The organism is Nocardiopsis sp. MG754419, assembly GCF_018207095.1.
GTDB lineage: Bacteria > Actinomycetota > Actinomycetes > Streptosporangiales > Streptosporangiaceae > Nocardiopsis.
Genome location: NZ_QOCZ01000068.1, coordinates 1 through 24,130, shown reverse-complemented (window position 1 = coordinate 24,130; position 24,130 = coordinate 1). Strand labels below are relative to the sequence as shown.

Here is a 24,130-nt window from a genome sequence, read left to right as displayed (position 1 = left end):
TCCCCGGGACCGTGCGGCCCGCCTCCCGGCCGCGCGGTCCCCGCCCCCTCTTCGCCCGCGCGTCTTCACGCGGACCGGGCGCCCACCCCTCCCCGTCTTCCCAGGAGATTCGTCATGAGCCAAGCCAATGTGGTGTACCTGTCGGCGCTGCTCGCGTCGGTACTGCTGATGATCGCCATCAGTTGGTGGGTCGCCCGGCGCACGAAGGACGGTGAGGACTTCCTTCTCGCCGGGCGCAGGCTCGGCACCCCGTTGGTCATGGGGAGCACGCTGGCCACCCTGGTCGGTACCGGCTCCAGCCTGGGGGCGGTGGGCTTCGCCTACCAGAACGGCTGGGCGGGGACCCTCTACGGGATCGGTGGAGCGGTCGGCCTGTTCCTGCTCCTCCTGCTCTTCGCCGACGTGCGCGAGAAGGGGTTCATGACCTTCCCGGAGGAGATGAGCTACTACTTCGGCGCCAGTCGCGCGATCAAGGGCGTGGTCGCCATCCTCCTGTTCCTGGCCTCGGTGGGATGGCTGGGCGCGCACATCATGGGCGGGGCCATGTACCTCGCCTTCCTCACCGACATGGACCAGAACACGGCCAAGGTGGTCATCGCCCTCGGGTTCGGGGTGTACACCATCGTCGGCGGCTACTTGGCGGTGGTCATCACCGACGCCATCCAGGGCACCATCCTCTTCCTCGGCTTCACCATCCTGGCGGTCCTGGCGCTGGTCAGCGTCGGTGGGCTCGACGGACTGAACGAGGGGTCCTCGGAGGAGGCGCTCTCGCTGTTCGGGTACGAGGCCCTCGGCCCGCTGCCCGCCCTGTCGCTCGCCGTGGTCATCGGCGTCGGTGTCCTGGCCACCCCGTCGTACCGTCAGCGGATCTACTCCGCCGTCAACGTGCGCACCGTTCGGCGCAGCTTCCTCCTCGCCGGTGTCCTCTTCGCCGCCTTCTCGATCCTCCCGGCGATCGCCGGCATGTCCGCCAGGACCATGGAACCCGCTCTCGAGAATCCGGACATGGCCTTCCCCTACCTGGTCACCACCCTGTTCCCGGTGTGGCTGGGCGCGTTCCTGCTCGTCGCTGGCCTGTCGGCCACGATGTCCTCGGGCGACTCCGACGCCATCGTGGGCGTCACCATCCTGGTGCGCGACATCTCCCAGGTGGTCACCGGTCGACTTCCCCAGGCCGAGAGCCTCGTGCGGTACTCGCGGTGGGCGCTGACCGGGGTGATGGGGCTCGCCCTGGTGTTCTCCCTCATGGCCACGACCCTCATCGAGTACATCACCCTGATGATCTCCACGGTGCTCACCGGTCTGCTCGTGGCCTCGATCCTGGGCAAGTTCTGGCCCCGCGCCACCTGGCAGGGCGGGATCGCGGCGATGCTCGGCGGGTCCGTGGCCGCGCTGGTCGTCAACGGCGTGGACTCCTTCGCCGCCTACTGGGGCAACGCGGTGATCCCGTCGCTGGTGGTGGCGCTTCTCGCCGGTGTGATCGTCAGCCTGGTCACCCCGCCCACCCCCATCTCCCGGGAGGAGGCGCTGCGCCGGTTGACCGAGGAGCGCGCTCCCCTCGAAGTGGGCGACAAGCTGCGCGGGGGTACGCACGAGGACGCCTGAACCGTGCGGTCCGGCGGAGCCCGGTGCGGGCCCCGCCGGACCGCGCCCTCCACCCGGGAGGGGCGGGCCGGAGAGGGGCCGCCGCACCGGCCATCGTCCGGGGCAGGGGCGGCCACGTTCCCGGGATCGAACAACCACACCACCTCGTGCCCGGCGATCTCCCGCGCACGTTCGAACAGCGCGAGCAGTACCCCGAACCCTGGGGCTCGGCCCCGGGGATCTCGATGAGGTCCACCCCGTGTGGGTCTCACGAAACCACGGGAGATCGGCGCACCCGTGGACACGGTCGGCCGCACCCTGGGGACGGTCCCACCCGTCGCTCACCGCGAGGAAACCCCGCCACCGGGCCAGGGCGCGAAGGGGGGCGTCTCGTTCACCGGGTGTCCTCGTGCGGGGGGAGCCGCGGCCTCATGGTCGGCTCGGACACCTTCCCGAGGTCGGGGGCGGTGCCGACGTGCGCGGCGGCATGGATCATGCTGAACGGATGAGTGATCTTCTGCCCCGCGCCCTGGATCTCCACATGGAGAAGGAGGGGCGCGTGCCCACCGTCCTCGTGGACATGGACGACGTCCTCTGCGGCTGGGCGGACCATTTCGTCTCCTCCCGGCGGCGTCGTTTTCCGCACCTGCCCATCGCCGACCCCGGCGGCCGGGAGAGCTTCGACCTCTTCACCGGATTCTCCGAGGAGGACCGCGCGGCCACCCTCACCGTGCTCGACGAACCAGGGTTCTTCGCCGCTCTGAAGCCGGTCCCCGGCGGTGTGGAGGCCGTGGAGAGGATGGTCGGGGCGGGCATCGACGTCGCGGTGTGCACCAGTCCCTGGATGAGCAACCCGACCTGCGCCTCGGACAAGCTGCGCTGGGTGGAGGAACACCTGGGCGCGGATCTGTCGCACTCCACCGTCATCACGCGCGACAAGACGCGCGTGGTCGGTGACGTACTGATCGACGACAAACCCGAGGTCACCGGCCGTGCTCGACCGCGCTGGTCGCTCGTGCGGTTCACCCGCCACTACAACCGACTCCTCGCGGGGCCGCGGATCGACGACTGGTCGCAGTGGGAGGACGTCCTGGCGCGGGTCCTGCTCCACCGGGTGGAGGGCCGCTGAGGGGGGTGCGCGGCATCTCGGTGACGCCGCCTCCGGCGGGCCGAGAGCGGCACCGGTTCAGACGGTCGAGACGTGGACGACCCGGTGGGCCTCGGCCGGAACGGGCGACCCCCACCGGCGGAGCGGACGTTCCAATCGCCGCGTGCGCTGCGGGCCGTTCCCTGCGCGCCGTCCGTCCTCGCGGGACGTCGGGCGGGGCCTCCAACACGGTGATCTCCACTCTGGCCCGATCGTCCGCGGCCGGCCCCCACGGGCCGACCGCGCAGGTCGCGGGAGACGTGCGCGGCCTTCCACCCGAAGGACCGTCCGACCCCGGTTCGGCGCGCGGGGCGTCCAGGCTCACCACCGGCGGGTCCGGGAGCCGCGTGCGGATCCAGTGGTCCTTTCCCACGCCGGGCGGCCCCGACAGCACCGTCACGGTGAGCCGGGTGTCGTCGTGGGCGGCGTGGCCGGGATCGCGGTCGGGCCGGAGCGCTGTGGAGGATCCGACAGAGCGCGGCTCAGCGGGTGACGTGGGTGCGTGCGCCCAGTGACGCGGCGTCCGCCGCGGCACGCCCCTCGTACCAGCCCTCGGCGTCGGCCGGTCCGCGCACACGCGAGGTGGTCAGGGCTCCGAAGGCCTCGTCCACCGCGGCCTCCACCGCCTGCTCCCGGGCGGCGAACACGGGGACCAGGTCGGTACCGGTCTCGGCGCCGACCGCCTCCTCGGTGGCCCGCGCCGACTCGGTCAGACGTTCGCCCACCCGTACCGCGAACGCGGCCAGGAACGAGGCCCGGTAGTCCTTGCGGGCACCGCGCCCGGAGCGGTCCCGGGCCGCTCCGTTCACGCGCATCGCGGTCTCCGCCTGCACCAACAGCGACGTGTACAGCAGGTCCACCGCCTCCACGTCCCCCGGAAAGCCCATGACGGTGCTCAGGCCCAGTTCGCGGTGCCACACGGCGCGACAGTGATTGGCCTCGGCCACCTCGTTGAGCAGTACCGCCCGGTGCTCGTCATAGGGCGAATCGACCGGCAGACGGCGGGCCGAGGCGGCCTCCGGTTCCTCGGGGTCGGCCGCCACCAGGGCCAGGTCGATGCTGTGCCGGGCCATCATCTCCTGGGCCCGCGCGGTCAACGCCTCGGCCTCCTGCGGGAACTCCGTGGACTCGGCCTTGGCCAGCAGGGCGCGGACACGCTGCAGGCGCCCCCGGTCCACGGTGTGCGTGGTGCGGGTGCCGGGCCGGAACGTCCCGGGCGGCGGGCCCAGCCTGCGCATGGGCGGCAGGGTCCGCAGGACGGCCAGCAGCCGCAACACCGCCTCGACCGCCTCGAAGCGCATGAGGTCGTGTGCGGCGGCCAGGTGTTCCAGGTGCCGTTCACCCGTGACGGAGCCGACGTCCACACCCAGCGCGCGCACCTGGTCGGCCCATCGGGGGTCCACGGTGGCGGAGGAGTGACGTTCCAGGTCGGCGGCGACGGCGTCGGCGCACACCGCGGCGGCCAGCGGACCGGCCTCGCGCCGCACGTGCCGTACGGTTTCGCCGGGCTGCCAGCCCCGGGCCCAGGCGTCGGCCACCCCGAACAGCAGGGTGTCGAAGAGCGCGCGTGCGGCCGCCCCCGCCCAGTGGGGGTTCTCCACGTCGGCCAGACGGGCCGACGCCAGGTCCACTCCGGACCCCTCCTGGCCGCGCACGAGGGCGTCCACGGCCTTGGCGACCACCTCCACCGGAGTGTCGCCGGGGGTGGGGCCGGCCCACTCCCGGTCCGTCCGGTCGGTGTCGCGCCGGCGACCTTTCCTGCCCACGTGTTCTCCCTGGTCGAAGGGGGCCTGAACCGACGGACCATCCTACCGTCCACAGGGTGCCTGCTGTGGCCACGTATCTTACGGTTTACGCCCCACGCCCCCGTACTGAGCGACCTCACGGGTCTCCTCGTGCCGCGCCGGATCGGGCCGCCAGAACGGGAGGGAGACCACACCCGGATCCAACAGCTCCAGACCCGCGAAGCAGGCCTCGATCTGCTCCGGGGAGCGCAGGTGGATCGGCAGCGCGCTGTTCTGGTTCCACTTCACGGCGGAGTCGACGATCTGCGGACTGGTGTGCGTGCTGTCGTTGAGCGCCAGGAAGGAACCCGAGGGCAGAGCGTCCACGTAGGTGCGGATCAGCGCGTAGAGCCTCTCGTCCGCGGGGTAGTGGCCGAGGGTGCTCATGAAGGTCAGCGCGATCGGCCGGGTGAAGTCCAGGTACGCGCGCGCCCGGCCCAGGAGTTCCTCCGGCTCCAGCAGGTCGGCGTCGATGAAGTGGGTACCGCCCTCGGGGGTTCCGGTGAGCAGGGCCCGCGCATGGGCGAGCACCATCGGATCGTTGTCCACGTAGACGACCTCGGCGTCCCGGGCCACCGCCTGGGCCACCTCGTGGGTGTTGTCGTCGGTGGGCAGGCCGGTGCCCACGTCCAGGAACTGGCGGACCCCCTCCCGCGCGGCCAGGTGGGTGATGGAGCGGATGATGAAGCGGCGGTCGGCGCGGGCGATCTCGACGATCTCGGGGGCGTCGCGTCGGATCCGTTCCCCCAGACCACGGTCGGCGGGGTAGTGGTCCTTGCCACCGAGCCAGTAGCTCCACACCCGGGCGGAGTGCGGGACGGTCGCGTCGAAGGCGGGGGTGGCGTCCGTCATCGGTTCCCTTCGCTGTCGGCCGCCGTCGTGGCGACCGGGCAGCCGTATTGTCCCGGCCGGGTACCCGCCTCCACAAGGCGGGAAGGCCCGCCACATCGGTCCTCACGGGCCGCGCATGGGCCGCGTCGAGGTCCGGGGGCGGGTCGCACCGGAGCGGCCGTTCCCGTGTTCGGGCGCCCCGGGTGGTGCTGACGGCGCGGTCGAGGTGGAACGGAGGCGGGATCGCGCCGAGCGAGCACTTCCACCCCGGTCCCGCGGGCTCCCGCCGCGCCGTGGGCGCGCGGACACCGGCCGGAACGCGGCGGAGGTCCGGGAGAACACGAGCTCGTCCCCTCCCGCGCGGTGGTGCCCGTGTGCCGGTCGGGACACGAAGGCGTCGTTCGCACGTCCCCTGCCGGTTCGCCCCTCTTGCGGCGCGCTGGGGTGGCCTGGGGCGTGCTGCCGGGTGACGAAAGGCCGGGCTTTCCTCGTGGAAGCACGCCGGAAACATCCGCGGCATAACGTCGCCGTGATCCACAGCCACCGAGGAGTCACCATGCGCGAGGGAGCCGGCGACGCCGGACGCGACCACAGCGGCCGCGAGGCGGTGGACGGCTCGCGCTGCCCGGTCAGCGGCGACACGGCCCTGCCTCTGTACCGGGACGCCGAGCCGTCCTGGCGACACCTGCGGGAGCGGCACGGCGGCATCGTGCCGGTCGAGGTCGCCCCCGGGGTGTCCGGCTGGCTCCTGCTCGGTTACAAGGAGAACCTTCGGGTGCTGCGCGACCAGGAGTACTTCTCGGCCGACCCCCGCCGGTGGGACCCGTCGGGCGCGCGACCTGCCCGTACCGGGGCCCTCGCGCGGGACGGCGACGACCACCAGCGCCTGCGCCTTCCCATCGTGGAGGCGCTCGCCTCGGTGGGCACGCCGCGCCTGGTCCCGGTGGTCGAGCGCGCCGCCGTGCACCTGCTCGGGCGGATCGCCGCCGAGGGCGGGGCCGACCTCATCGGCCGGTACGCCGCGCCGCTGCCCGCCTTGGTGCTCAACGCGCTCTTCGGCCTGCCCGACGAGTACGGTCACTTGCTGGCCGACCTCGGTGAACGACGGTGGAGCGGGGATCCGGCCCGGGCCGAGCCGGCCGCGCTCGCGGTGCGCGCCTACTTCCGTGGGCTGGTCGCCCGCAAGCGCGCCGATCCGGGCACCGACCTCACCAGCACGCTCCTGGCGCACCCGCACCGACTCACCGACGACGAGGCCGTCGAGGCGCTGTCCCTGCTGTGGGAGTCCGGCCACGAACCCACCACGCACCTCATCGGCAACGCCCTGCTCACGCTCCTGGACGATCCGGTGGTGTGGACCGCCTACCTCGGCGGCACCCTCACACCGGAGGACTTCGTCGACCACATCATGTGGACCGACCCGCCCCTCCGCGTGCTCGCCGGCCGCTATCCCACCACGGACCTTCGCTTCGCCGGTGCCACGATCCGCCGGGGCGAACCCCTGCTGTTCGGGTTCGCCGCGGCGCACACCGACCCCTCGGTGGCCCGCGTGGCCGACGACACCCTGGCCCTGGCGGGCAACCGTGCGCACCTCTCCTGGGGTGCGGGGGCGCACCGGTGCCCGGCCACGGCCTTCGTGCGGGAGTTCGTGCGCACCGCCATCGACATGGCCGTGGACCGATTGCGCGGCATGGTCCTGTCCGTGGAACCGGAGGAGCTGCGCCGGCGGCCCTCGTTGACCGTGCACGGCCTGGTGGAGCTGCCGGTGTGGTTCACCCCCACGGGTGAGCGCGGCCCGAGCGAGGAACCGGGGGAGCCGGAGGGCGGCACGACCGTCACCCGGTGGGTGCGCCGCCGCAGGAAGCGCGCTCCCGCACCCCGGGGCGCCCGTTACCAGGCCCCGTTGGGTCGCGGGGAGCCGGCCGAGGACACCATGGACGCGACCGGAAGGGGCGCGGCCCCGGCACGCTCGGCCTCCCGCCCCCGCCGATCCGTCCCCGGCGCGGGCGCCCGTTACCAGGCGCCCTTCGCCGGGCAGGCCCACGTCCCGGACCCGCTGGAGGAGTTGTTGCGCACCTGGCGGCCACGGTGACCGCCCGCGGGGGGTGTCGGTCTCACCCCTCGGGGTCCACCACGACCAGCTCGGGGTGCACGCTCTGCGGGTCGTCGACGATCGGCTGTGCGCCGCCGCGCAGGTGATGGTCGAAGTAACCCGTGGAGTAGTCGCGCACCAGGCGCACCCCGTGTTCGGGGTCCAGGTCACCGAACTGGGCCCGCCACTGCTCGGGGGTGAGCACGTCCCGCAGGTCCAGTCGGTCCATGAGGACACCGCGGTCCAAGGCGTTGGAGTGGCCCGAGTCGGTCACGCGGATCCACCGGCGGTCACCCGTCAGGCCGTCCCAGCGTTCGTCCCACCCCTCCCAGGCGTGCCCCTGGTCGTTGGTGAGCAGGGCCAGTGGGCGGTCGATCTCGCCCTCCAGCTGGGAGGCGTGGTAGGGGCCGTCCAGGTTGATCCCCGCGGCCACCCGCTCCTCGTCCAGGAGGCTCTGGGCGACCGCCGTCCCGCCCCAGGAGTGCCCGATCATGCCCACCGCGTCGGTGTCCAGGGCGGCGGACCACGCCGACAGGGCGCCGGTGTCGATCTCGTCCAACAGGAAGCCCACGTCCGCCGCGCGGGTGACCCCGCCCAGATCCCAGTCCTGGGTCACGCAGGCGGTGCACTCCTCGACCAGGCCGTCGGGGAACTCCACCGGCGCCGCCTCGTGGCGGTGGTCGATCCCGGCCACCGCGAACCCGTGCGAGGCCAGCTCCTCGGCCAACGAGGTCGCCCACACCCGTGAGACGCCGGCGCCGGGTGAGAAGAGCACCAACGGCAGCTCGCCGTCGATCGGTTCCACGTCCGGGGCGGAGTGGGTGCCCACCTCGACGAGGGACTCGACCGGCAGGTCATCCAGGCCGAGGGCGACCAGGCTCGCCTCGGCCTCCGCCTCGGTCAGGTAGGGGGCCCGTTCCCCGGTGTCGGTCGGGGTCGGGTACCACAGAGTCACCATGAGCTCGCGGTCCCCGCCGGCCCAGGGGTCCTCACGTTCGTGGTCCACCAGGTGGTGCGTGGTACTGCCCACGGGGTGTTCCCCGGTGGGGGCGGGCAGGGAGGCCCGGGGCGCGGGGCTCTCGTCGTCGGAACCGGCCAGGGTCGCGCTCTCGGCACCGCAGGCGGCCACGGTCGCCAGACTCAGGGCACCGGCCAGAGCGCCGATCGTTCGGTGGGGGCGTTGCATGGGCACCGTCCATCGTGTCGGTTTCGTTGCCCTGGAAACGCTAGGTCTGCGGGACCCCGTCGCACGAGGGTGCGGGCCGGACACCATGCCGAGGGCGCGCCACACCACGAGGGTGAGGCGCGCCCTACCTCGGCCGCCGCCACCTGCGACGCACCGGGACCCCTCAGGTGTCCGGCTCCACCAGCAGGACCTCCAGAGTGCGCGGTCCGTGCACGCCCTCCACCCGGTTGAGCTCGATGTCGCTGGTGGCGGAGGGGCCGCTGATCCAGGTGAGCGGACGTCCCGGGTCCAGCCGTCGCACCGCCTGCGGTACGCCGTCCACCACCTGGCCGGCGCGGACCACGCACAGGTGGTAGTCGGGCACCAGGGTCAGAGCCCGGCGGCCTTGGTCCGGCCGTGCGTCGAGGACGAGGGTGCCGGTCTCGGCGATCGCCACCGCACAGGCGGTCACCACTCCGTCGGTGGCGTCCAGGTCGGCGGCGGACAGCGGAGCCTCGGCCGTGTCGCCCACGCGTTCCACCGAGCTCTCGGCCAGCCACGCCTGCGGCAGCCCCGGTGGGACCGCCACGCGCCCGGCCCCGCGCCGGTCCAACGCCGCCGCGATCCGACCCGGCAGGTCGGCCTCCGTCACCCGCTCCACCAAGGCCTTGTAGTCCAACAAGCGGTCCGCCAGCACCTCCAGGGTGTCTCCCTCGGAGTGGGCGTCGGCGTAGGGGTGTTCCGAAGGACGCTCCACCGGTTCGTCAGCGGGCACGTCGGCCAGGGCCGCACGGACCCGGGCCAGCACACGTTCGCGGGAGCCGCCCATCAACGGTCCTCCTCTCGCTCGTTCCACCACTGCCGGAAGGAACCCCGAGGGATCTCGGGCAGGTCCCGGGTGTCGGTCCACTTGCCCGCCGTCCCCGGCAGGTGTTTGGGGATCGCGCCGCCGACCAGCCCGGCGGCGCGCTGCGCCGCGTCGAGGGCGGTCGAGGAACCGAACACCGCCTCGGCCCCGGCCATCATGGCCTTCTCGCCCATGTGCCCCGGGGCCGACGCCACCTGTTCGCGCAGGTGCACCAGCACCTCGGGGATGTCGATGGCCACCGGGCACACGTCGTAGCAGGCGCCGCACAGCGACGACGCGTAGGGCAGGGCGCGGTCGACCTCCGAGGACATCCCGTGCAGCTGCGGGGTGAGGATGGCGCCGATCGGCCCGGGATAGACCGAACCGTAGGCGTGCCCACCGGTGCGTTCGTAGACCGGGCAGATGTTCAGGCAGGCCGAACACCGGATGCAGCGCAGTGCCTGCCGTCCCACGGTGTCGGCGAGCACGTCGGTGCGGCCGTTGTCCAACAACACCAGGTGGAAGTCCTGCGGTCCGTCCCCGGGGGTCACCCCGGTCCAGGTCGAGGTGTAGGGGTTCATCCGCTCGCCCGTGGAGGAGCGCGGCAACAGTTGGAGGAACACCTCCAGGTCCGACCACGTGGGCACGATCTTCTCGATCCCCACCACCGAGATGAGCGTCTCCGGCAGGGTCAGGCACATGCGACCGTTGCCCTCCGACTCCAGCACCACCAGGGTACCGCTGTCGGCCACCGCGAAGTTGGCGCCCGACACTGCCACCTTGGAGCGCAGGAACAGCTCGCGCAGGTGGACCCGGGCGGCCTCGGCCAGCGCGCGCGGGTCGTCCGTCAGGTCCGCCGGCGCCGGCACCCCCCACTCGGCCATCTTGTCCAGGAAGATCTCCCGGATCTGGGAGCGGCCCAGGTGGATCGCGGGCACCAGGATGTGCGAGGGCAGGTCCTCGCCCAACTGCACGATCAACTCCGCCAGGTCGGTCTCGTAGGCGGTGATGCCCGCCGCCTCCAGGGCGTTGTTGAGTTCGATCTCCTGAGTGGCCATCGACTTGACCTTGACGACCTCGGTCTCGCCGGTCCGTCGGACCAGGCGGGTGACGATCGCGTTGGCCTCGGCGGCGTCCGCCGCCCAGTGCACGGTGCCGCCCGCGCGTTGGACCGACTCCTCCAACCGCTCCAGGTAGTGGTCCAGGTGGCGCAGGGTGTGCGTCTTGACCGCTTCGCCCTCGGCGCGCAGCCGCGCCCAGTCGTCGCCCAGTTCGCCGACGACCGCGTCGCGTTTGCCGCGGATGGTGTGCGTGGCCTTGTGGAGGTTGTGCCGGGTGCGCGCGTCGCGCACGGCGTGCTCGGCCGCCTCCGGGAAGGGCGGCATGCCCAGGAACGTGGCGCTGCTCATGTGGTCGCGTACTCCTTCTCCGTGCTCGCCAGGATCTCCGCGATGTGCGCGATGCGCAGGCCCGAGCGTTGCCGGGACAGCGTCCCGCCGATGTGCATCAGGCAGGAGTTGTCCACCGCGCACAGCACCTCGGCGCCGGTCTCCATCGCGTGCCGGGCCTTGTCGAAACCCATGGCGGCTGACACGTCGCCGTTCTTGACCGAGAACGTGCCGCCGAACCCGCAGCACTCGGTCGCCCCGGGCAGTTCCAGGAGCTCCAGGCCTCGGACCGCGCGCAGCAGCCGATACGGGCGATCGCCGAGGCCCAGGGAACGGAGCCCGTGACAGGTGGGGTGGTAGACGACCTTGTGCGGATAGTAGGCGCCCACGTCGGTGACCCCCAGGACGTCCACGAGGAACTCGGTGAGGTCGTACACGCGCGGGCCCAGGTCGGCCATCCTTCGGGACAGACGGCTGCCGCTCCGTCCCAGCTTCGGGTAGTGCTCACGGATCATCGCCGCGCACGAGGCCGAGGGGACCACGACGGCGTCGGCGCCGTCGAAGGTCCGGGCGAAGCGCACGGCGAGCCGGGCCGCCGGGCGTCGGTAACCGGTGTTGTAGTGCATCTGGCCGCAGCAGGTCTGCTCGGTGGGGAAGACCACCTCGTGTCCCAGGCGCTCCAGCAGCCGGACGACCGATCGGCCGGTGTCGGGGAAGAGCGTGTCGTTGACACAGGTGATGAACAGCGCGATCCGCATGTGCCTCCTTCGTGCCCCACCGGTCCCACTCGATGATGCGGGGCTCGCCGCCGGTGGGGGCGCTCGACGCGCTGACCGTCACGTCGAGTGGTCCGACCACTGTGCAACAACTTCGCCCCGCGGGCAAGTGGGGTTCGTCGTCTCGGAGGGGTAGAATTCTGACGTGTTCACGGAGAAAACGGGGGAGCGGCGTGGTTGACGGAGTGCGTACCCCGGTCACGCAGCGGACGGTCGAGCAGATCAAGGCGATGATCGCTGGGGGAGAGGTAGGACCTCAGCAGCGTTTGCCTACGGAACGCGAGCTGTCCGCCCGTCTCGGTGTCTCCCGTGGCTCGGTGCGCGAGGCGATCCGTACCCTCACGACCCTGGGCGTCCTGGAGGTCCGTCACGGGGCCGGTGTGTACGTCACGGCCCTGCGCCCCGCCGACCTCCTGGAGGCCTTCGGGGTCCTGGCCGAGGTGTCGCCGGACCCCACGCTGGTGGAGGTCCTCCAGGTGCGCCGGATGATCGAACCCGCCGCCACCGCCATCGCCGCGGCCCGCGCCACCGATGACGACCTGGAGCGCATCGGCGCGCTGCTGGGTCGGTTGGAGGACACCGATCACCACGCCGCCCCCGCCGACTCGGGAGCGTTCGACGTGGGATTCCACCGGCGGATCGTCGCGTGCGCCGGCAACGCCACGCTCTCGGCCGTGCACGCGGGACTGTCCTCGCCCACCCTCAACGAGCGTGTGTGGGCGGGGCACGACGCCGAGGGGATCGCCCACGACCTGCACGAGGACCACCGGCGCATCCTGGAGGCGCTCCGGGAGCGCGACCCCGAGGCCGCGCGGTCCGCCGCGGCCACGCACGTGCTCCGCGTGGAGCGCTGGCTCCACGCCCAACGGCGGTCCGGGACGTACTGAGCCCGGGCGTTCCCGGCGGATCGCCGGTCCGGTCGGAGGCGATCACGGTTCCCACCGACGCTCCACGCGTTCGGCGTACCGTTCGGCGTCCAACAGCCTGGACATGGCCTCGCGGCCCGGCACCGGTGGAGGCGACTCCTCCGGTTCGGGACCGGGTTCCGGAACCTCCCGACCCACCTCGGCGTCTATACCGAGTACCTCGTGATCCTCGATCTCCTCGATCTGATAGTCGTCCGGGTGCTCCTCCAGGTACTCCGCCACGGCGGTGTCCTGGCCCGGGGCACCCACGTCCATCGCGGCGTCGACGTCGTCGACGTCCGTGTCGTCACCGCCCGGCTCCCCGGACGTGTTCGCGGATTCCGTCACCGGCGGCCCCCTCGCCTCGGTACCTAAGGTGATCATGCCCACTGCGGCGTGGGGGATACCAGGACGGCGCGCACCGAGGGCGACGAGGGCGAAACGGGGCGCAGCGCCCGAGGGTAGGCTCTTTCGCCGCCCCACCGATGACAAGAGACGGAGTTCTGCCTCCAGTGACCGCACGCGAACGGGTCCGATCCCTGGTCGACGCCCCCTGGTTCCAGGCCGGAGTCATCACCCTCATCCTCATCAACGCCGTCATCCTCGGCATCGAGACGTCGAAGCGGATGATGGACGCCCACGGCGACCTGCTCACCGGTATCGACAGAGTGATCCTGGCCCTGTTCGTCATCGAGCTGGCGCTGCGCATGTTCGCCCACCGCAGGGACTTCCTCCGGGACCCCTGGAGCTGGTTCGACACGGTCATCATCGGCATCGCGCTGATGCCGGCCACCGGCCCCTACGCCGTCCTGCGCGTGCTCAGGGTCCTGCGCGTCCTGCGGTTGTTGTCGGTGATACCGACCCTGCGCCACGTGGTGGCCGGGCTCTTCCGCGCCCTGCCGGGCATGGCCTCCATCATGGTGCTGGTGGGGCTGCTGCTGTACGTCTCGGCGGTGATGGCCACCAAACTCTTCGGTGAGGACAGCCCCCGCTACTTCGGTGACCTGTGGACGTCCCTGTTCACCCTCTTCCAGATCTTCACCGCGGACGGTTGGGGTGACATCGCGCAGGACGTCATGAAGGGTCAACCCCTGGCCTGGGTCTTCTTCGTGGTCTTCGTCCTGGTGTCCACGCTCATCGCACTGAACCTGTTCATCGCCGTGGCCGTGGAGGCGCTCGACAAGGCCGGACACGAGGAACGCGAGGCCGGGGGCGGTGGCGAGTCCGGACACGGGGCCGAGGGGCCGGACGACGGCCCGCAGGGAGGCCCGGACGCCGGACAACGCGAGATCCTCGCCGAGCTGCGCGCTCTGCGGGAGGAAGTGGCTCACCTGCGTGGAGAGCGCGCCGACCGGGACGGCGACCGCAGCCCCGTCTGAGGTCGTCGACGTGCGGCGAAGAGCCCACGATCGGCGTCTTTCATGGGAAGGTGGGGGCGCAGCCGCGAACTGTGGGCGTGGTGCGTGGAGTGAGCACGCGCGGCACCGCGTCTCCACCCAGACCATGGACGACGAGGAGCGACCGGATGTCTGCCAGCACACCCCTCCCTCGAACCGAGGACACCGGAGACCGGGCCGGTGTTCCCCTGGACCGCCGGGACGAGTGGATCCGACTGCGCGAGCACCGTGACCGGTTCGGCGCCACCCACCTGCGCCGACTCTTCGCCGACGACCCCGCGCGGGCCGACCGGTACGGCCTCGGCGTCGGTTCGCTCTACGTCGACTACTCCAAGAACCTGGTCACCGACGAGACCCTGGGGCTGCTCACCGACCTGGCCGCCGCCACCGGTGTGGCCCGGCTGCGCGACGCCATGCTGCGCGGGGACCACATCAACCTCACCGAGGACCGCGCGGTCCTGCACACCGCGCTGCGCGCGCCCCGTGGGTCCGTGATCCGCGCCGACGGCGAGGACGTGGTCCCCGAGGTGCACCGGGTCCTGGACGCGATGGCGGAGTTCGCCGAGAAGGTGCGCGCCCGTACCTGGCTCGGGTACACGGGTCGTCCGGTGACCCGGGTGATCAACATCGGCATCGGCGGCTCCGACCTGGGTCCGGCCATGGCCTACGAGGCGTTGCGCCCCTACACCGACCGCGGACTGGAGTTCCGGTTCGTCTCCAACGTCGACGGCGCCGACCTGCACGAGGCGCTCATCGACGCCGACCCCGAACACACCCTGTTCGTGGTGGCCTCCAAGACCTTCACCACCATCGAGACCATCACCAACGCCACCGCCGCCCGCGACTGGCTGCTCGACGGACTCGGGGCGGGCGAGGACGCCATCGCGCGCCACTTCGTGGCCGTCTCCACCAACGCCGACGAGGTCGCCGCGTTCGGCATCGACACCGCCAACATGTTCGAGTTCTGGGACTGGGTGGGCGGCCGCTACTCCTACGACTCCGCCATCGGCCTCTCGCTCATGGTGGCGCTGGGCCCGGAGCGGTTCCGGGAGATGCTCGGCGGTTTCCACCTCATGGACACCCACTTCGCCACGGCCCCCGCCGAACGCAACCTGCCGTTCCTGCTCGGTCTGCTCGGCGTGTGGTACGGCGGTTTCTTCGACGTCCAGTCGCACGCGGTGCTGCCGTACAGCCACCACATGTCCCGCTTCACCGCCTACCTGCAGCAGTTGGACATGGAGTCGAACGGCAAGTCGGTTCAGCGCGACGGCCGTCCCGTCGGCTGGCAGACCGGTCCGGTGGTGTGGGGCACCCCCGGCACCAACGGTCAGCACGCCTACTTCCAGTTGCTGCACCAGGGCACCCGGTTCGTCCCGGCCGATCTCTTGGGCTTCTCCCGACCCGCCCCGGACCTGCCCGAGGGGCTGGTGCCCCAGCACGACCTGCTGATGGCCAACCTGTTCGCGCAGGGTCAGGCCCTCGCCTTCGGGCGCACGGAGGAGGAGGTCGCCGCGGAGGGGGTCCGGGCCGACCTGGTGCCGCATCGCACCTTCCACGGCAACCGACCGACCACCACGATCCTGGCCGACCGGCTCGACCCGTCGACGCTGGGCCAGCTCATCGCGCTCTACGAGCACAAGGTGTTCGTGCAGGGCGCCGTGTGGAACATCAACTCCTTCGACCAGTGGGGGGTGCAGCTCGGCAAGGTGCTCGCCAAGAAGGTGGAGCCCGCCCTGACCGAGGGCGCCGAGGTGTCCGGGCTGGACGCCTCCACCCGCGCACTGGTGCGCCGCTACCGCGCCTCGCGCGGACGCTGAGGCGGGCTCCGGGCGCGTACGCCGTCGCGCGCGGACGCGCCCGGACCAAGGGGAGCGGGACCCGCCTCGCGTTCGCTGAGGGCCCTCACCGCGCTCGGGCCCGTGTCCGGGCGGTCCACGGCCGGACACCAACCCGTGGCTCCTCCGGTGTGAGGGCACGTTCGTCGCGCTCCCCCTTCCGAATACCTTCCCGGGTCGGGGAGGGCACGGTCCGTCGGCGTCCGACCCCACCCCCGTGACGCGGTGAGCCGCGCATCCACAGCGCCCCGGGTGGCCAGGGGAACCGCGCGCAGGACCCCCTCATGCGACGAACGGCCGCGGGCACCCGTGCCGCGCGCCCGCGACCCGAGCACGTCCGCCGCCGGCCGGTAACGGGGCGCGCGGTGGCGACGTCTGCGCGGTGACGGTATGTGACGTCCATGGATGACGCACCGTGGTCGATCCCGGGCGGTTCTCCGGCCCCGGGACTCGGGGACGCGGACCCTTCGCCCGCGCACGAGACCACCTCATATGCCCTGACATGGACTTTTGTGCGCCGGTGGTCGGCGCGGCACTGGAAACCTCCCCCTCCCTGGTGCACACTCTGTGTGGTGATGTAGTCACTCATAGAGAGTGGGGGCAGGGGTACATGACCGCGCCGATGGACGTGCCCGAGTCGTCTCAGCACGCCGATCCAGAAGCCGTCGTCGCGGGTGCCGGGGACACCGCCGGCAGATCCCTGCGCCAGATCGCCTGGCGGCGCTTCCGCAAGGACAAGGTCGGCATGACCGGCGGCGTCGTGGTGCTCCTGCTCATCCTCGTCGCCCTCTTCGCGCCCCTGCTCACCGCACTGTTCGGCCACCCGCCCAACCAGTTCGCCCAGGGGCTCGTCGACCCGCTCACCGGTGGTGTCCTGCGCGATCCCGACGATCCCGCCCAGGGGCTCGACCCCTGGGGCGGCATCAGCGCCCAACACCTGTTGGGCGTCGAACCGGTCAACGGGCGCGACCTGTTCAGCCGCATCGTCTACGGTGCCCGCACCTCACTGCTGGTGGCCACGGTCGCCACTCTGGTCTGCGTCGTCATCGGCACCGTCCTGGGCATCCTCGCCGGCTACTTCGGTGGATGGGTCGACACCGTCATCAGCCGCACCATGGACATCTTCCTCGCCTTCCCGCTGCTGCTGTTCGCCATCGCCCTCGTGGGCGTCATCCCCGACGGCGCCTTCGGGCTGGAGGGAAACAACCTGCGCATCGGTGTCCTGGTGTTCATCATCGGGTTCTTCAACTGGCCCTACATCGGCCGGATCGTGCGCGGACAGACCCTCACCCTCAAGGAACGCGAGTTCGTGGAGGCGGCCCGCAGCCTCGGCGCGGGCAGCACCCACATCGTCTTCCGTGAGATCCTGCCCAACCTCGTCACCCCGATCCTGGTCTACTCCACCCTGCTCATCCCCACGAACATCCTGTTCGAGGCGGCTCTCAGCTTCCTGGGTGTGGGCATCAACCCGCCGATGGCGACCTGGGGCGGCATGTTGGAGAACGCCCTGCGCTTCTACACCACCTCACCGCACTTCGTGATCATCCCGGGGCTGGCCATCTTCGTCACCGTCCTGGCCTTCAACCTCTTCGGCGACGGACTGCGCGACGCCTTCGATCCGCGCTCCTCCGACTGACGGACCCCGATCCGCGGCCCCGAACGCGGGGCCCCGACCCATCGGGACGTGCGACGCACGTCCCCATCAGCGAATCCGACCAGGAGGCACGGTGACCACCCATCACTTCACGCGCCCGGAGCCGCCGCGGCGGCGCGGCGCGCTTCGACGCGCCACCGCACCGGCCGCGGCCGGGACCGCGCTGGCCCTGCTGCTGGCCGCCTGTGGCGGTGCCGGTGGGGGCGGCGGTGGCGGCGGCGCGTCCGACGCCGAGTTCAACGAGGGTGAGACCGCCGTCGTCAACCCCTCCGACGAGACCGGTGGCACCCTGCGCTACGCCATCTCCGCCGACTTCGACTCTCCGGACCCGGGCAACACCTACTACGCGTTCAGCTGGAACTTCTCCCGCTACTACGCCAGGACGCTGCTGACCTACACCGAGGCCCCCGGCGAGGAGGGGGTGGAACTGCAACCCGACCTCGCCGAGGACATGCCCGAGGCCAACGACGACTCCACGGAGTGGACCGTCCCCGTCAAACAGGGCCTGCGCTTCGAGGACGGGTCGGAGATCACCGCCCAGGACATCAAGTACGCCATCGCGCGCAGCAACTTCGGCGACCAGGCGTTGCCCAACGGGCCGAAGTACTTCCAGGACCTGCTCGCCGACAGCGAGGACTACGAGGGCCCCTACGCCGACGAGAGCGACCCGCTCGCGGGTTTCGACGGGATCGAGACGCCCGACGACCACACGCTGGTCTTTCGCCTGAACAAGAGCTTCTCGGAGTTCCCCTACGTGCTCGTCCAGCCGCAGACCGCGCCGGTCCCGGCCGACGCCGACCGCGGTGAGCAGTACCAGAGCAACGTGGTCTCCTCCGGGCCCTACAAGTTCGACGGGGAGTACCGACCGGGGGTCTCCCTGAACCTGGTGCGCAACGAGGAGTGGGATGCCTCCACCGACCCGACGCGTCGGGCGCTGCCCGACCGGGTCGAGGTGCAGCTCGGGGTCGAGCAGAACGAGATCGACCAGCGCCTCGTCAACGGCGAGCTCGACGTCGACCTCGGTGGGACCGGGGTGGGACCGGCGATGAAGGGCACGTTGATCACCGACGAGGAGCGGCGTCACCAGGTCGACAATCCGCAGACCAGCACCCTGCGCTACCTCAACGTCAACACCGTCGTCGAACCACTGGACGACCCGGCCTGCCGGGAGGCGGTCCTGTACGCCGCCGACCGGGACGCCCTCCAGCGCGCCTGGGGCGGTGACACCGGTGGCGACATCGCCACCCAGATCATGCCGACGTCGCTGCCCGGCGCGGACCCGGGTATCGACCCCTACCCCTCCGAGGACGGCAAGGGCGACCTGGACATGGCGCGGGAGAAACTGGAGGAGTGCGGGCAGCCGGACGGCTTCTCCACCTCGATCGGCGCCCGCGCCGACCGTCCCGCCGACGTGAGCACCGCCGAGGCGGTCCAGCAGGCCCTGGACCGGGTCGGCATCGAGACGGAGATCAAGCAGTACCCGTCCGACACCTACACCAACACCCAGGCCGGTTCCCCGGACTTCGTGCACGACAACGACCTGGGACTGACGGTCTACGGATGGGCGCCGGACTGGGCCAGCGGCTACGGGTTCATGAGCAAGATCCTGGACGGCGACGCCATCCAGGACGCGGGCAACTCGAACATCTCCGAGTTGAACGACGACCAGATCAACCAGTGGTTCGACGAGGTCGTCTCCGAGGAGGACCCCGACGCCAGGGCCGAGATCTACACGCGCATCGACGAGCGGGCCATGGAGCAGGCGGCGATCCTGCCGGCGGTGTTCGAGCGCACCGTGCTCTACCGTCCGGCCGAACTGACCAACGTGTACTACCACGCGGCCTACAGCATGTACGACTACATGGCGTTGGGCACCACCAACACGGACTGATGCTCGTGGCGGTGTGAGGGCGGCGGTCTCCTGGAGCGGGGGCCGCCGCCCTCCGTCGTGCGGAGGGCGCGCACCACCGTCCGAGGCCGCCGGACGTGCGACATCGTCGACCGGACTTGTTTGTCTAGGAACAACGGTCACGACCGTTACGGGTAGGATCGATCCACTGCCCGGAACCACCGCACCGGGCCGTAGGATCGGCACGTTTGGAGTCCCGCGTTTGTTCGCCCCGAGTGTCAGCGGTCCCGAGCCCCTGGACGAGGAGAGCAGAGGTCGGCCGCGCACCCCACGGAGCACCTCGGTCCACACCGTCGAGGCCCTGCGTTCGGCAGCCCGCCGACTCGGAGGCCTGCTCAACCCCGCTCGGCTGATCGAACAGATCGTGCGTCTGCCCGTTCCGGAGGTGGCGGACCTGTGCGTCTACTTCGATCTGGAGGCCGGGGGAGGCCCGGTGCCCTGGGTCCACGCCCATGAGGGGCGGGACGGTCGCCGCGGCGTTCTCGTGGGGTCCGGTGCCTGGGACCGCGACGTGGTCGCGGACGCCACCTGGCTCGACGACATCGCCAACGGGGCCGCCGAATCCGTCGAACCCACGCCGGGCGACCCGGTGGAGGCGTTCGTCGCCCGCCCCGGGGGTGCCTTCCGCGCCGTGGCGGTGCGCGGGCTGTCCGACGTCGCCGGCGCCCTGGTGTTCCACCGCGCCGACGGGGGCTTCGACGACACCGAGGTGGACGCGCTCGTCGACTACGCCGAACGCGTGGGCACGGCGTTGGCCTCGGCGCACCTGTACCAGTACCAGGCGCGCGCCGCGAGCACGCTCAAGGCCGCCCTGGTCCCCGAACCCCTGCCGGACATCCCCCATGCCGTCCTGGGCGCCGCCTTCCGTTCGGCGTTCGAGGCCGAACGCATCGGCGGTGACTTCTACGAGGTGCACGAGGTGCCCGGGGGGTTCGACTTCTCCTTCGGGGACGTGTCCGGCAAGGGGGACGAGGCCGCCGTGCTGACCGGCCGGATCCGGCAGTCCCTGGAGGCGTTGCGCCTGGTCGAACACGACCCCCTCCGTCTGATGGAACACCTCAACCTGCTGCTGTTGCGCACCGACCCGGAGAAGTTCAGCACCATGGTGCTGGGCCGGGTCACCCCGCTTCCCGCGGGAGGCCTGCGGGTCCGGGCCGCCGGGGGCGGACACCCGCCGCCCCTGGTGGTGGGGGTCGACGGACGCGTCCGCGAGGAGTACATCGGCGGGATCTTCGTCGGCGCCATCGAGGACGCGCCGTTCCGGGACCGGGAGTTCGACCTGGCCCCGGGGGAGACCCTGGTGGTCTACAGCGACGGCGTCACCGAGGCGCGCAATCCGCTGTCGGGCGGCCAGATGGTCGGTGAGGAGCGCGTGCACGGCGTCCTGGCCGAGTGCGCCGGGATGCCCGCTCCGGTGGTCTGCGAGCGTCTGGTCCAGTACGTCGACGACTGGCTGGGCGGCGAGGAACACGACGACATCACCGTGCTGGCCGTCCAGGCCCCCGCCGCGGGGCCGGACGTGACCCCATGAGCCGGACCGAGCCGGTCGCCGGCGGTGCCGCGACGGTCGCCGAGGGGTACTTCGCCCGGGTCGCCGCGCTCGACGAGCCGGGCGCGCTCGACCTCGTCCACCACGCCCTGCGCGAGGGGGTGGACCCCGAGTCCCTGCTGCTGGACGTCATCGCGCCGTGTCAGATGCGTGTGGGGCTCGGGTGGCAGAGCAACGACTGGACCGTGGCCGACGAACACGCGGCCACCCACATCGGTGATCGCGCGATCGGGGTGGTCGTCGAACACGGCGCGGAGCGCACGCCGGCACGCGGCCGGATCGTGGTCGCCTGCGTCGACGGCGAGTGGCACGGCCTGCCCGCCCGGCTGCTGGGCGAGGTCCTGCGCCTGCACGGGTGGGACGTGGAGTTCCTGGGCACGAGCGTCCCCACCCGACGGCTCACCCTGCACCTGCAGGAACGTCCCGCGGATCTGTTGGCCCTCAGTTGCTCCCTGCCCACCCACCTGGTCAACGCGCACGGCATGATCACCGCGGCCCGGCGCATGGGCGTGCCGGTGATCGTGGGCGGCGCGGGGTTCGGACCGGACGACACGATCGCCACCCGCCTGGGCGCCGAACTGTGGGCGGCCGACGCCCGCCGCGCCGCCGCGCTCCTGGCCGACGGGGTCCCCGAGCTTCGGCCCTGGGACCGAACGGCCGTGCCGGCCCCGTCCGCGGAGTACGCCAGCGTGGTGCGCCTGCGCGGACATCTGGTGCGGGTCGGCGTCGAGCACGCACGGACCACGTACGCGGCGCTCGGTCGCGACCTGCGCGGCAAAGCGCTCGACCGGACCGTCGAGGACCTGGGCCACATCACCTCCTTCCTCACGGTGTCCCTGTACCTGGACGACGCCGCGGTGTTCACCCGCTTCCTGCGGTGGACGCGCATGGTCCTGGACGCGCGCGGAGTGCCCACGGCGAGCCTGCTCGCCGTCATGGGCCGCCTGGAGTCGGAGCTGGGCGACCACCCCGACACCCTCACCCACCTGCGGGAGGGCGTTCGGGTGTTGGGCTGAGGCGCGCCCCGCGTACACGCCGACGACGAGAAGTGATCAAGCGTGTGCGTTGGGTTACGGTTTGGCTTCGGGGTGGAACCACCACCGAACCGAACCCGGGCCTCGGGGCCGTGGCCTGCGACGACAGAAAGCACGCGCCTTGCTGACCTACATCCTGCGCCGTTCGGGCGCCGGTCTGCTGCTCCTGGCCGTGGTCACCATGGTCACCTTCGCCATCTTCTATGTGGTGCCCCGTTGGGCGGGGCGGACCACCGAACAGCTCGCCACCATGTACGTGGGACGCGCCCCCACCCCCGAGGCGATCCAGGCCACCATCGAGCGCCTGGGGCTGGACCGACCCGTCGCCGTGCAGTTCGGCGAGTTCGTGCGCGGCATCTTCTTCGGCGCGCAGTACCGGTTCGGCCGGGACACCATCGAGTGCTCCGCACCGTGCTTCGGGTACTCGTTCCAGACCTACCAGGAGGTCTTCCCCGAGATCGTGGCGCGGCTACCGGTGACCGCCTCCCTGGCCCTGGGCGCCGGGATCATCTGGCTGGTCGGCGGGATCGCGGTCGGCGTCGTCTCGGCGGTGTGGAAGGGCAGCCTCTTCGACCGACTGGCGATGGCCGTGGCGCTGGCGGGGGTGTCGCTGCCGATCTTCTTCACCGGTCTGCTCGCCCTGGCCTTCCTGGTGCACTCCTGGGGTCTGTTCGGGACCCCCGGCTACGTGCCCCTGACCGAGGACCCCTTCGGCTGGGTCCAGGGGCTCTTGTTGCCCTGGCTCGCCCTCGCGTTCCTGCACGCGGCCATGTACGCCCGGCAGACCCGTGCGGGGATGCTGGAGACCCTCAACGAGGACTACATCCGCACCGCTCGCGCCAAGGGGCTCAGCGAACGCACGGTGGTGCTCAAGCACGCGCTGCGCCCCACCCTGACCCCCATCGTCACCATCTTCGGCCTGGACCTCGGCCTGGTGTTGGGCGGCGCGGTCCTCACCGAACAGGTCTTCTCGCTCAACGGCATCGGTCGTTACGCCGTCCAGGCCATCACCCAGAGCGACCTGCCGGTGATCCTCGGAGTGACCCTGTTCGGCGCGTTCTTCATCGTCATCTGCAACCTGATCGTGGACCTGCTGTACCCGCTCATCGACCCGCGCGTGCGCATCCACGGCTGAAGAGAGGCGTCCCCTATGACTGACTCCGCTCCCTTCGACCCGGTCGTCCGGGTGGACGACCTGCGGGTGACGTTCCCGATGTCGGGCAAGAGCGTGACCTCCCTGGCCCTGATGGGTCTGCACCGGGGCAGCCGCGCCGAGATCACCGGCGGGATCGAGGTGGTGGGCACCGACGTGGTGGCGGCCTCGGGTAAGAGGCTCCGCGAGATGCGCGGCAACGACATCGCGATGGTCTTCCAGGACCCCATGCAGTCGTTGCACCCGCAGTACACCATCGGTGACCAGCTGATCGAGGCCTACCGGGTGCACCACCACCGGGTCCCGCGCGCGCGGGCGCGCACTCGCGCCGTCGAGGCGCTGGACCGGGTCGGTATCCCCGAGCCGGACAAGCGGATCAACGCCTACCCGCACGAGTTCTCCGGTGGCATGCGTCAGCGTGTCCTCATCGCGATGGGGCTCATGTGCGATCCCAAGGTGTTGTTGGCGGACGAGCCCACCACCGCCCTGGACGTCACCGTGCAGGCCCAGATCCTGGACCTGCTCGACGAGCTGCGCCGCGATCTGAACATGGCCCTGATCCTGGTCTCGCACGACCTGGCCGTGGTGGCCGGTTCGGTGGACGAGGTCGTCGTGATGCGCCACGGGCGGGCGGTCGAGCGCGGGGACGTGCGCAGGGTCCTGTCCGAGCCAGAGCACCCCTACACGCGGGCGCTGCTCGACGCGGTACCGCGGGTGGAGGTCTCCCGGGCCCGCCGCCGTGCGCAGGACCGCGCCGACCGGGCGGAGAAGGAGCGCGGACGACAGCGCGCACGGCCGACCGCGGAGGCCGCGGAGACGCGGGACGGTGGGGCCACCGCCTTCCATGCCTTCACCCCCGCGGCCCAGGGCGACGCGCGGGGCGAGCCGCTGTTGCGGGTGCGCGACGTGTCCCAGAGCTTCAAGGTCCGCGGTGGCCTGTGGGGTCGCTCCAGTGACTTCTGGGCGGTCAAGGGGGTCAGTTTCGACCTGTACCAGGGGGAGACCCTGGGTGTGGTGGGGGAGTCCGGTTCGGGCAAGAGCACGCTCTCACGCATGGTCATGCGGCTGCTGGAGCCGACC

General features: G+C 71.4%; 19 protein-coding genes. 12 read left to right on the top strand and 7 right to left on the bottom strand.

What is annotated here, in order from left to right; translation table 11 throughout:
• The first annotated feature begins 114 nt into the window (after nt 1-114).
• Nucleotides 115-1,605 carry a sodium:solute symporter family protein gene (locus DSY14_RS14865; protein WP_211717147.1) on the top strand — a complete coding sequence of 497 codons (1,491 nt, stop codon included), beginning with the start codon at nt 115-117 and terminating at the stop codon, nt 1,603-1,605.
• Between the two features lie 484 nt (nt 1,606-2,089).
• On the top strand, nt 2,090-2,713 hold the full coding sequence (locus DSY14_RS14860) for a hypothetical protein (protein WP_211717146.1): 624 nt from the start codon (nt 2,090-2,092) through the stop codon (nt 2,711-2,713).
• Nucleotides 2,714-3,213: 500 nt separating this feature from the next.
• Here the strand turns inward: DSY14_RS14860 and DSY14_RS14855 are convergent, their stop codons facing one another.
• Nucleotides 3,214-4,497, bottom strand: a complete 1,284-nt coding sequence (locus DSY14_RS14855; protein WP_307851229.1) for a DUF2786 domain-containing protein — start codon at nt 4,495-4,497, stop codon at nt 3,214-3,216.
• Nucleotides 4,498-4,575: 78 nt separating this feature from the next.
• Complete coding sequence (locus tag DSY14_RS14850) at nt 4,576-5,367, bottom strand: SAM-dependent methyltransferase (RefSeq protein ID WP_211717145.1); 792 nt, start codon at nt 5,365-5,367, stop codon at nt 4,576-4,578.
• A 535-nt stretch (nt 5,368-5,902) separates the two neighbouring features.
• Here DSY14_RS14850 and DSY14_RS14845 point away from each other — a divergent pair.
• Entirely contained in the window at nt 5,903-7,438 is a 1,536-nt protein-coding gene (locus DSY14_RS14845; RefSeq protein ID WP_211717144.1) for a cytochrome P450, read from the top strand.
• A 22-nt stretch (nt 7,439-7,460) separates the two neighbouring features.
• Here DSY14_RS14845 and DSY14_RS14840 read toward each other — a convergent pair whose 3' ends face one another.
• The 4 genes from DSY14_RS14840 to DSY14_RS14825 all read right to left on the bottom strand — a co-directional run bounded on the left by DSY14_RS14840 (nt 7,461) and on the right by DSY14_RS14825 (nt 11,596).
• Nucleotides 7,461-8,624 (bottom strand): acetylhydrolase, encoded by a 1,164-nt coding sequence (locus tag DSY14_RS14840; RefSeq protein ID WP_211717143.1) that lies wholly within the window; start codon nt 8,622-8,624, stop codon nt 7,461-7,463.
• A 163-nt stretch (nt 8,625-8,787) separates the two neighbouring features.
• Nucleotides 8,788-9,432 (bottom strand): lactate utilization protein C, encoded by a 645-nt coding sequence (locus tag DSY14_RS14835; protein WP_211717142.1) that lies wholly within the window; start codon nt 9,430-9,432, stop codon nt 8,788-8,790.
• Nucleotides 9,432-10,859, bottom strand: a complete 1,428-nt coding sequence (locus DSY14_RS14830; protein WP_211717141.1) for a lactate utilization protein B — start codon at nt 10,857-10,859, stop codon at nt 9,432-9,434. The genes DSY14_RS14835 and DSY14_RS14830 overlap by 1 nt, the downstream gene beginning before the upstream one ends.
• A complete protein-coding gene (locus DSY14_RS14825) occupies nt 10,856-11,596 on the bottom strand; it encodes a (Fe-S)-binding protein (RefSeq protein WP_211717140.1) in 741 nt (246 codons plus the stop codon). Before DSY14_RS14825 ends, DSY14_RS14830 begins: the two co-directional genes overlap by 4 nt.
• Nucleotides 11,597-11,787: 191 nt before the next feature.
• Here DSY14_RS14825 and DSY14_RS14820 point away from each other — a divergent pair, with 191 nt between their 5' ends.
• Complete coding sequence (locus tag DSY14_RS14820; protein ID WP_307851228.1) at nt 11,788-12,501, top strand: FCD domain-containing protein; 714 nt, start codon at nt 11,788-11,790, stop codon at nt 12,499-12,501.
• A 42-nt stretch (nt 12,502-12,543) separates the two neighbouring features.
• On the opposite strand, the gene DSY14_RS14815 is transcribed toward DSY14_RS14820, so the two are convergent.
• Nucleotides 12,544-12,867 carry a hypothetical protein gene (locus tag DSY14_RS14815; protein WP_211717139.1) on the bottom strand — a complete coding sequence of 108 codons (324 nt, stop codon included), beginning with the start codon at nt 12,865-12,867 and terminating at the stop codon, nt 12,544-12,546.
• A gap of 164 nt (nt 12,868-13,031) precedes the next feature.
• Here DSY14_RS14815 and DSY14_RS14810 point away from each other — a divergent pair, with 164 nt between their 5' ends.
• From DSY14_RS14810 to DSY14_RS29225, 8 genes are all read left to right on the top strand, one after another.
• Nucleotides 13,032-13,898, top strand: coding sequence for an ion transporter (locus DSY14_RS14810; RefSeq protein ID WP_211717138.1), 867 nt, complete (start codon nt 13,032-13,034; stop codon nt 13,896-13,898).
• A gap of 146 nt (nt 13,899-14,044) precedes the next feature.
• Nucleotides 14,045-15,733 (top strand): glucose-6-phosphate isomerase, encoded by a 1,689-nt coding sequence (pgi, locus tag DSY14_RS14805; protein WP_211717137.1) that lies wholly within the window; start codon nt 14,045-14,047, stop codon nt 15,731-15,733.
• 628 nt (nt 15,734-16,361) lie between these two features.
• Nucleotides 16,362-17,387, top strand: a complete 1,026-nt coding sequence (locus DSY14_RS14800; RefSeq protein WP_211717136.1) for an ABC transporter permease — start codon at nt 16,362-16,364, stop codon at nt 17,385-17,387.
• Nucleotides 17,388-17,478: 91 nt separating this feature from the next.
• Complete coding sequence (locus tag DSY14_RS14795) at nt 17,479-19,296, top strand: ABC transporter substrate-binding protein (protein ID WP_211717135.1); 1,818 nt, start codon at nt 17,479-17,481, stop codon at nt 19,294-19,296.
• A gap of 220 nt (nt 19,297-19,516) precedes the next feature.
• Entirely contained in the window at nt 19,517-20,845 is a 1,329-nt protein-coding gene (locus DSY14_RS14790) for a PP2C family protein-serine/threonine phosphatase (RefSeq protein ID WP_211717134.1), read from the top strand.
• Entirely contained in the window at nt 20,842-21,879 is a 1,038-nt protein-coding gene (locus DSY14_RS14785; protein WP_211717133.1) for a B12-binding domain-containing protein, read from the top strand. Before DSY14_RS14790 ends, DSY14_RS14785 begins: the two co-directional genes overlap by 4 nt.
• A 139-nt stretch (nt 21,880-22,018) precedes the next feature.
• Entirely contained in the window at nt 22,019-23,032 is a 1,014-nt protein-coding gene (locus DSY14_RS14780) for an ABC transporter permease (protein ID WP_211717132.1), read from the top strand.
• Nucleotides 23,033-23,047: 15 nt separating this feature from the next.
• A partial coding sequence (locus DSY14_RS29225) for an ATP-binding cassette domain-containing protein (protein ID WP_211717131.1) occupies nt 23,048-24,130 on the top strand: 1,083 nt, incomplete at its 3' end.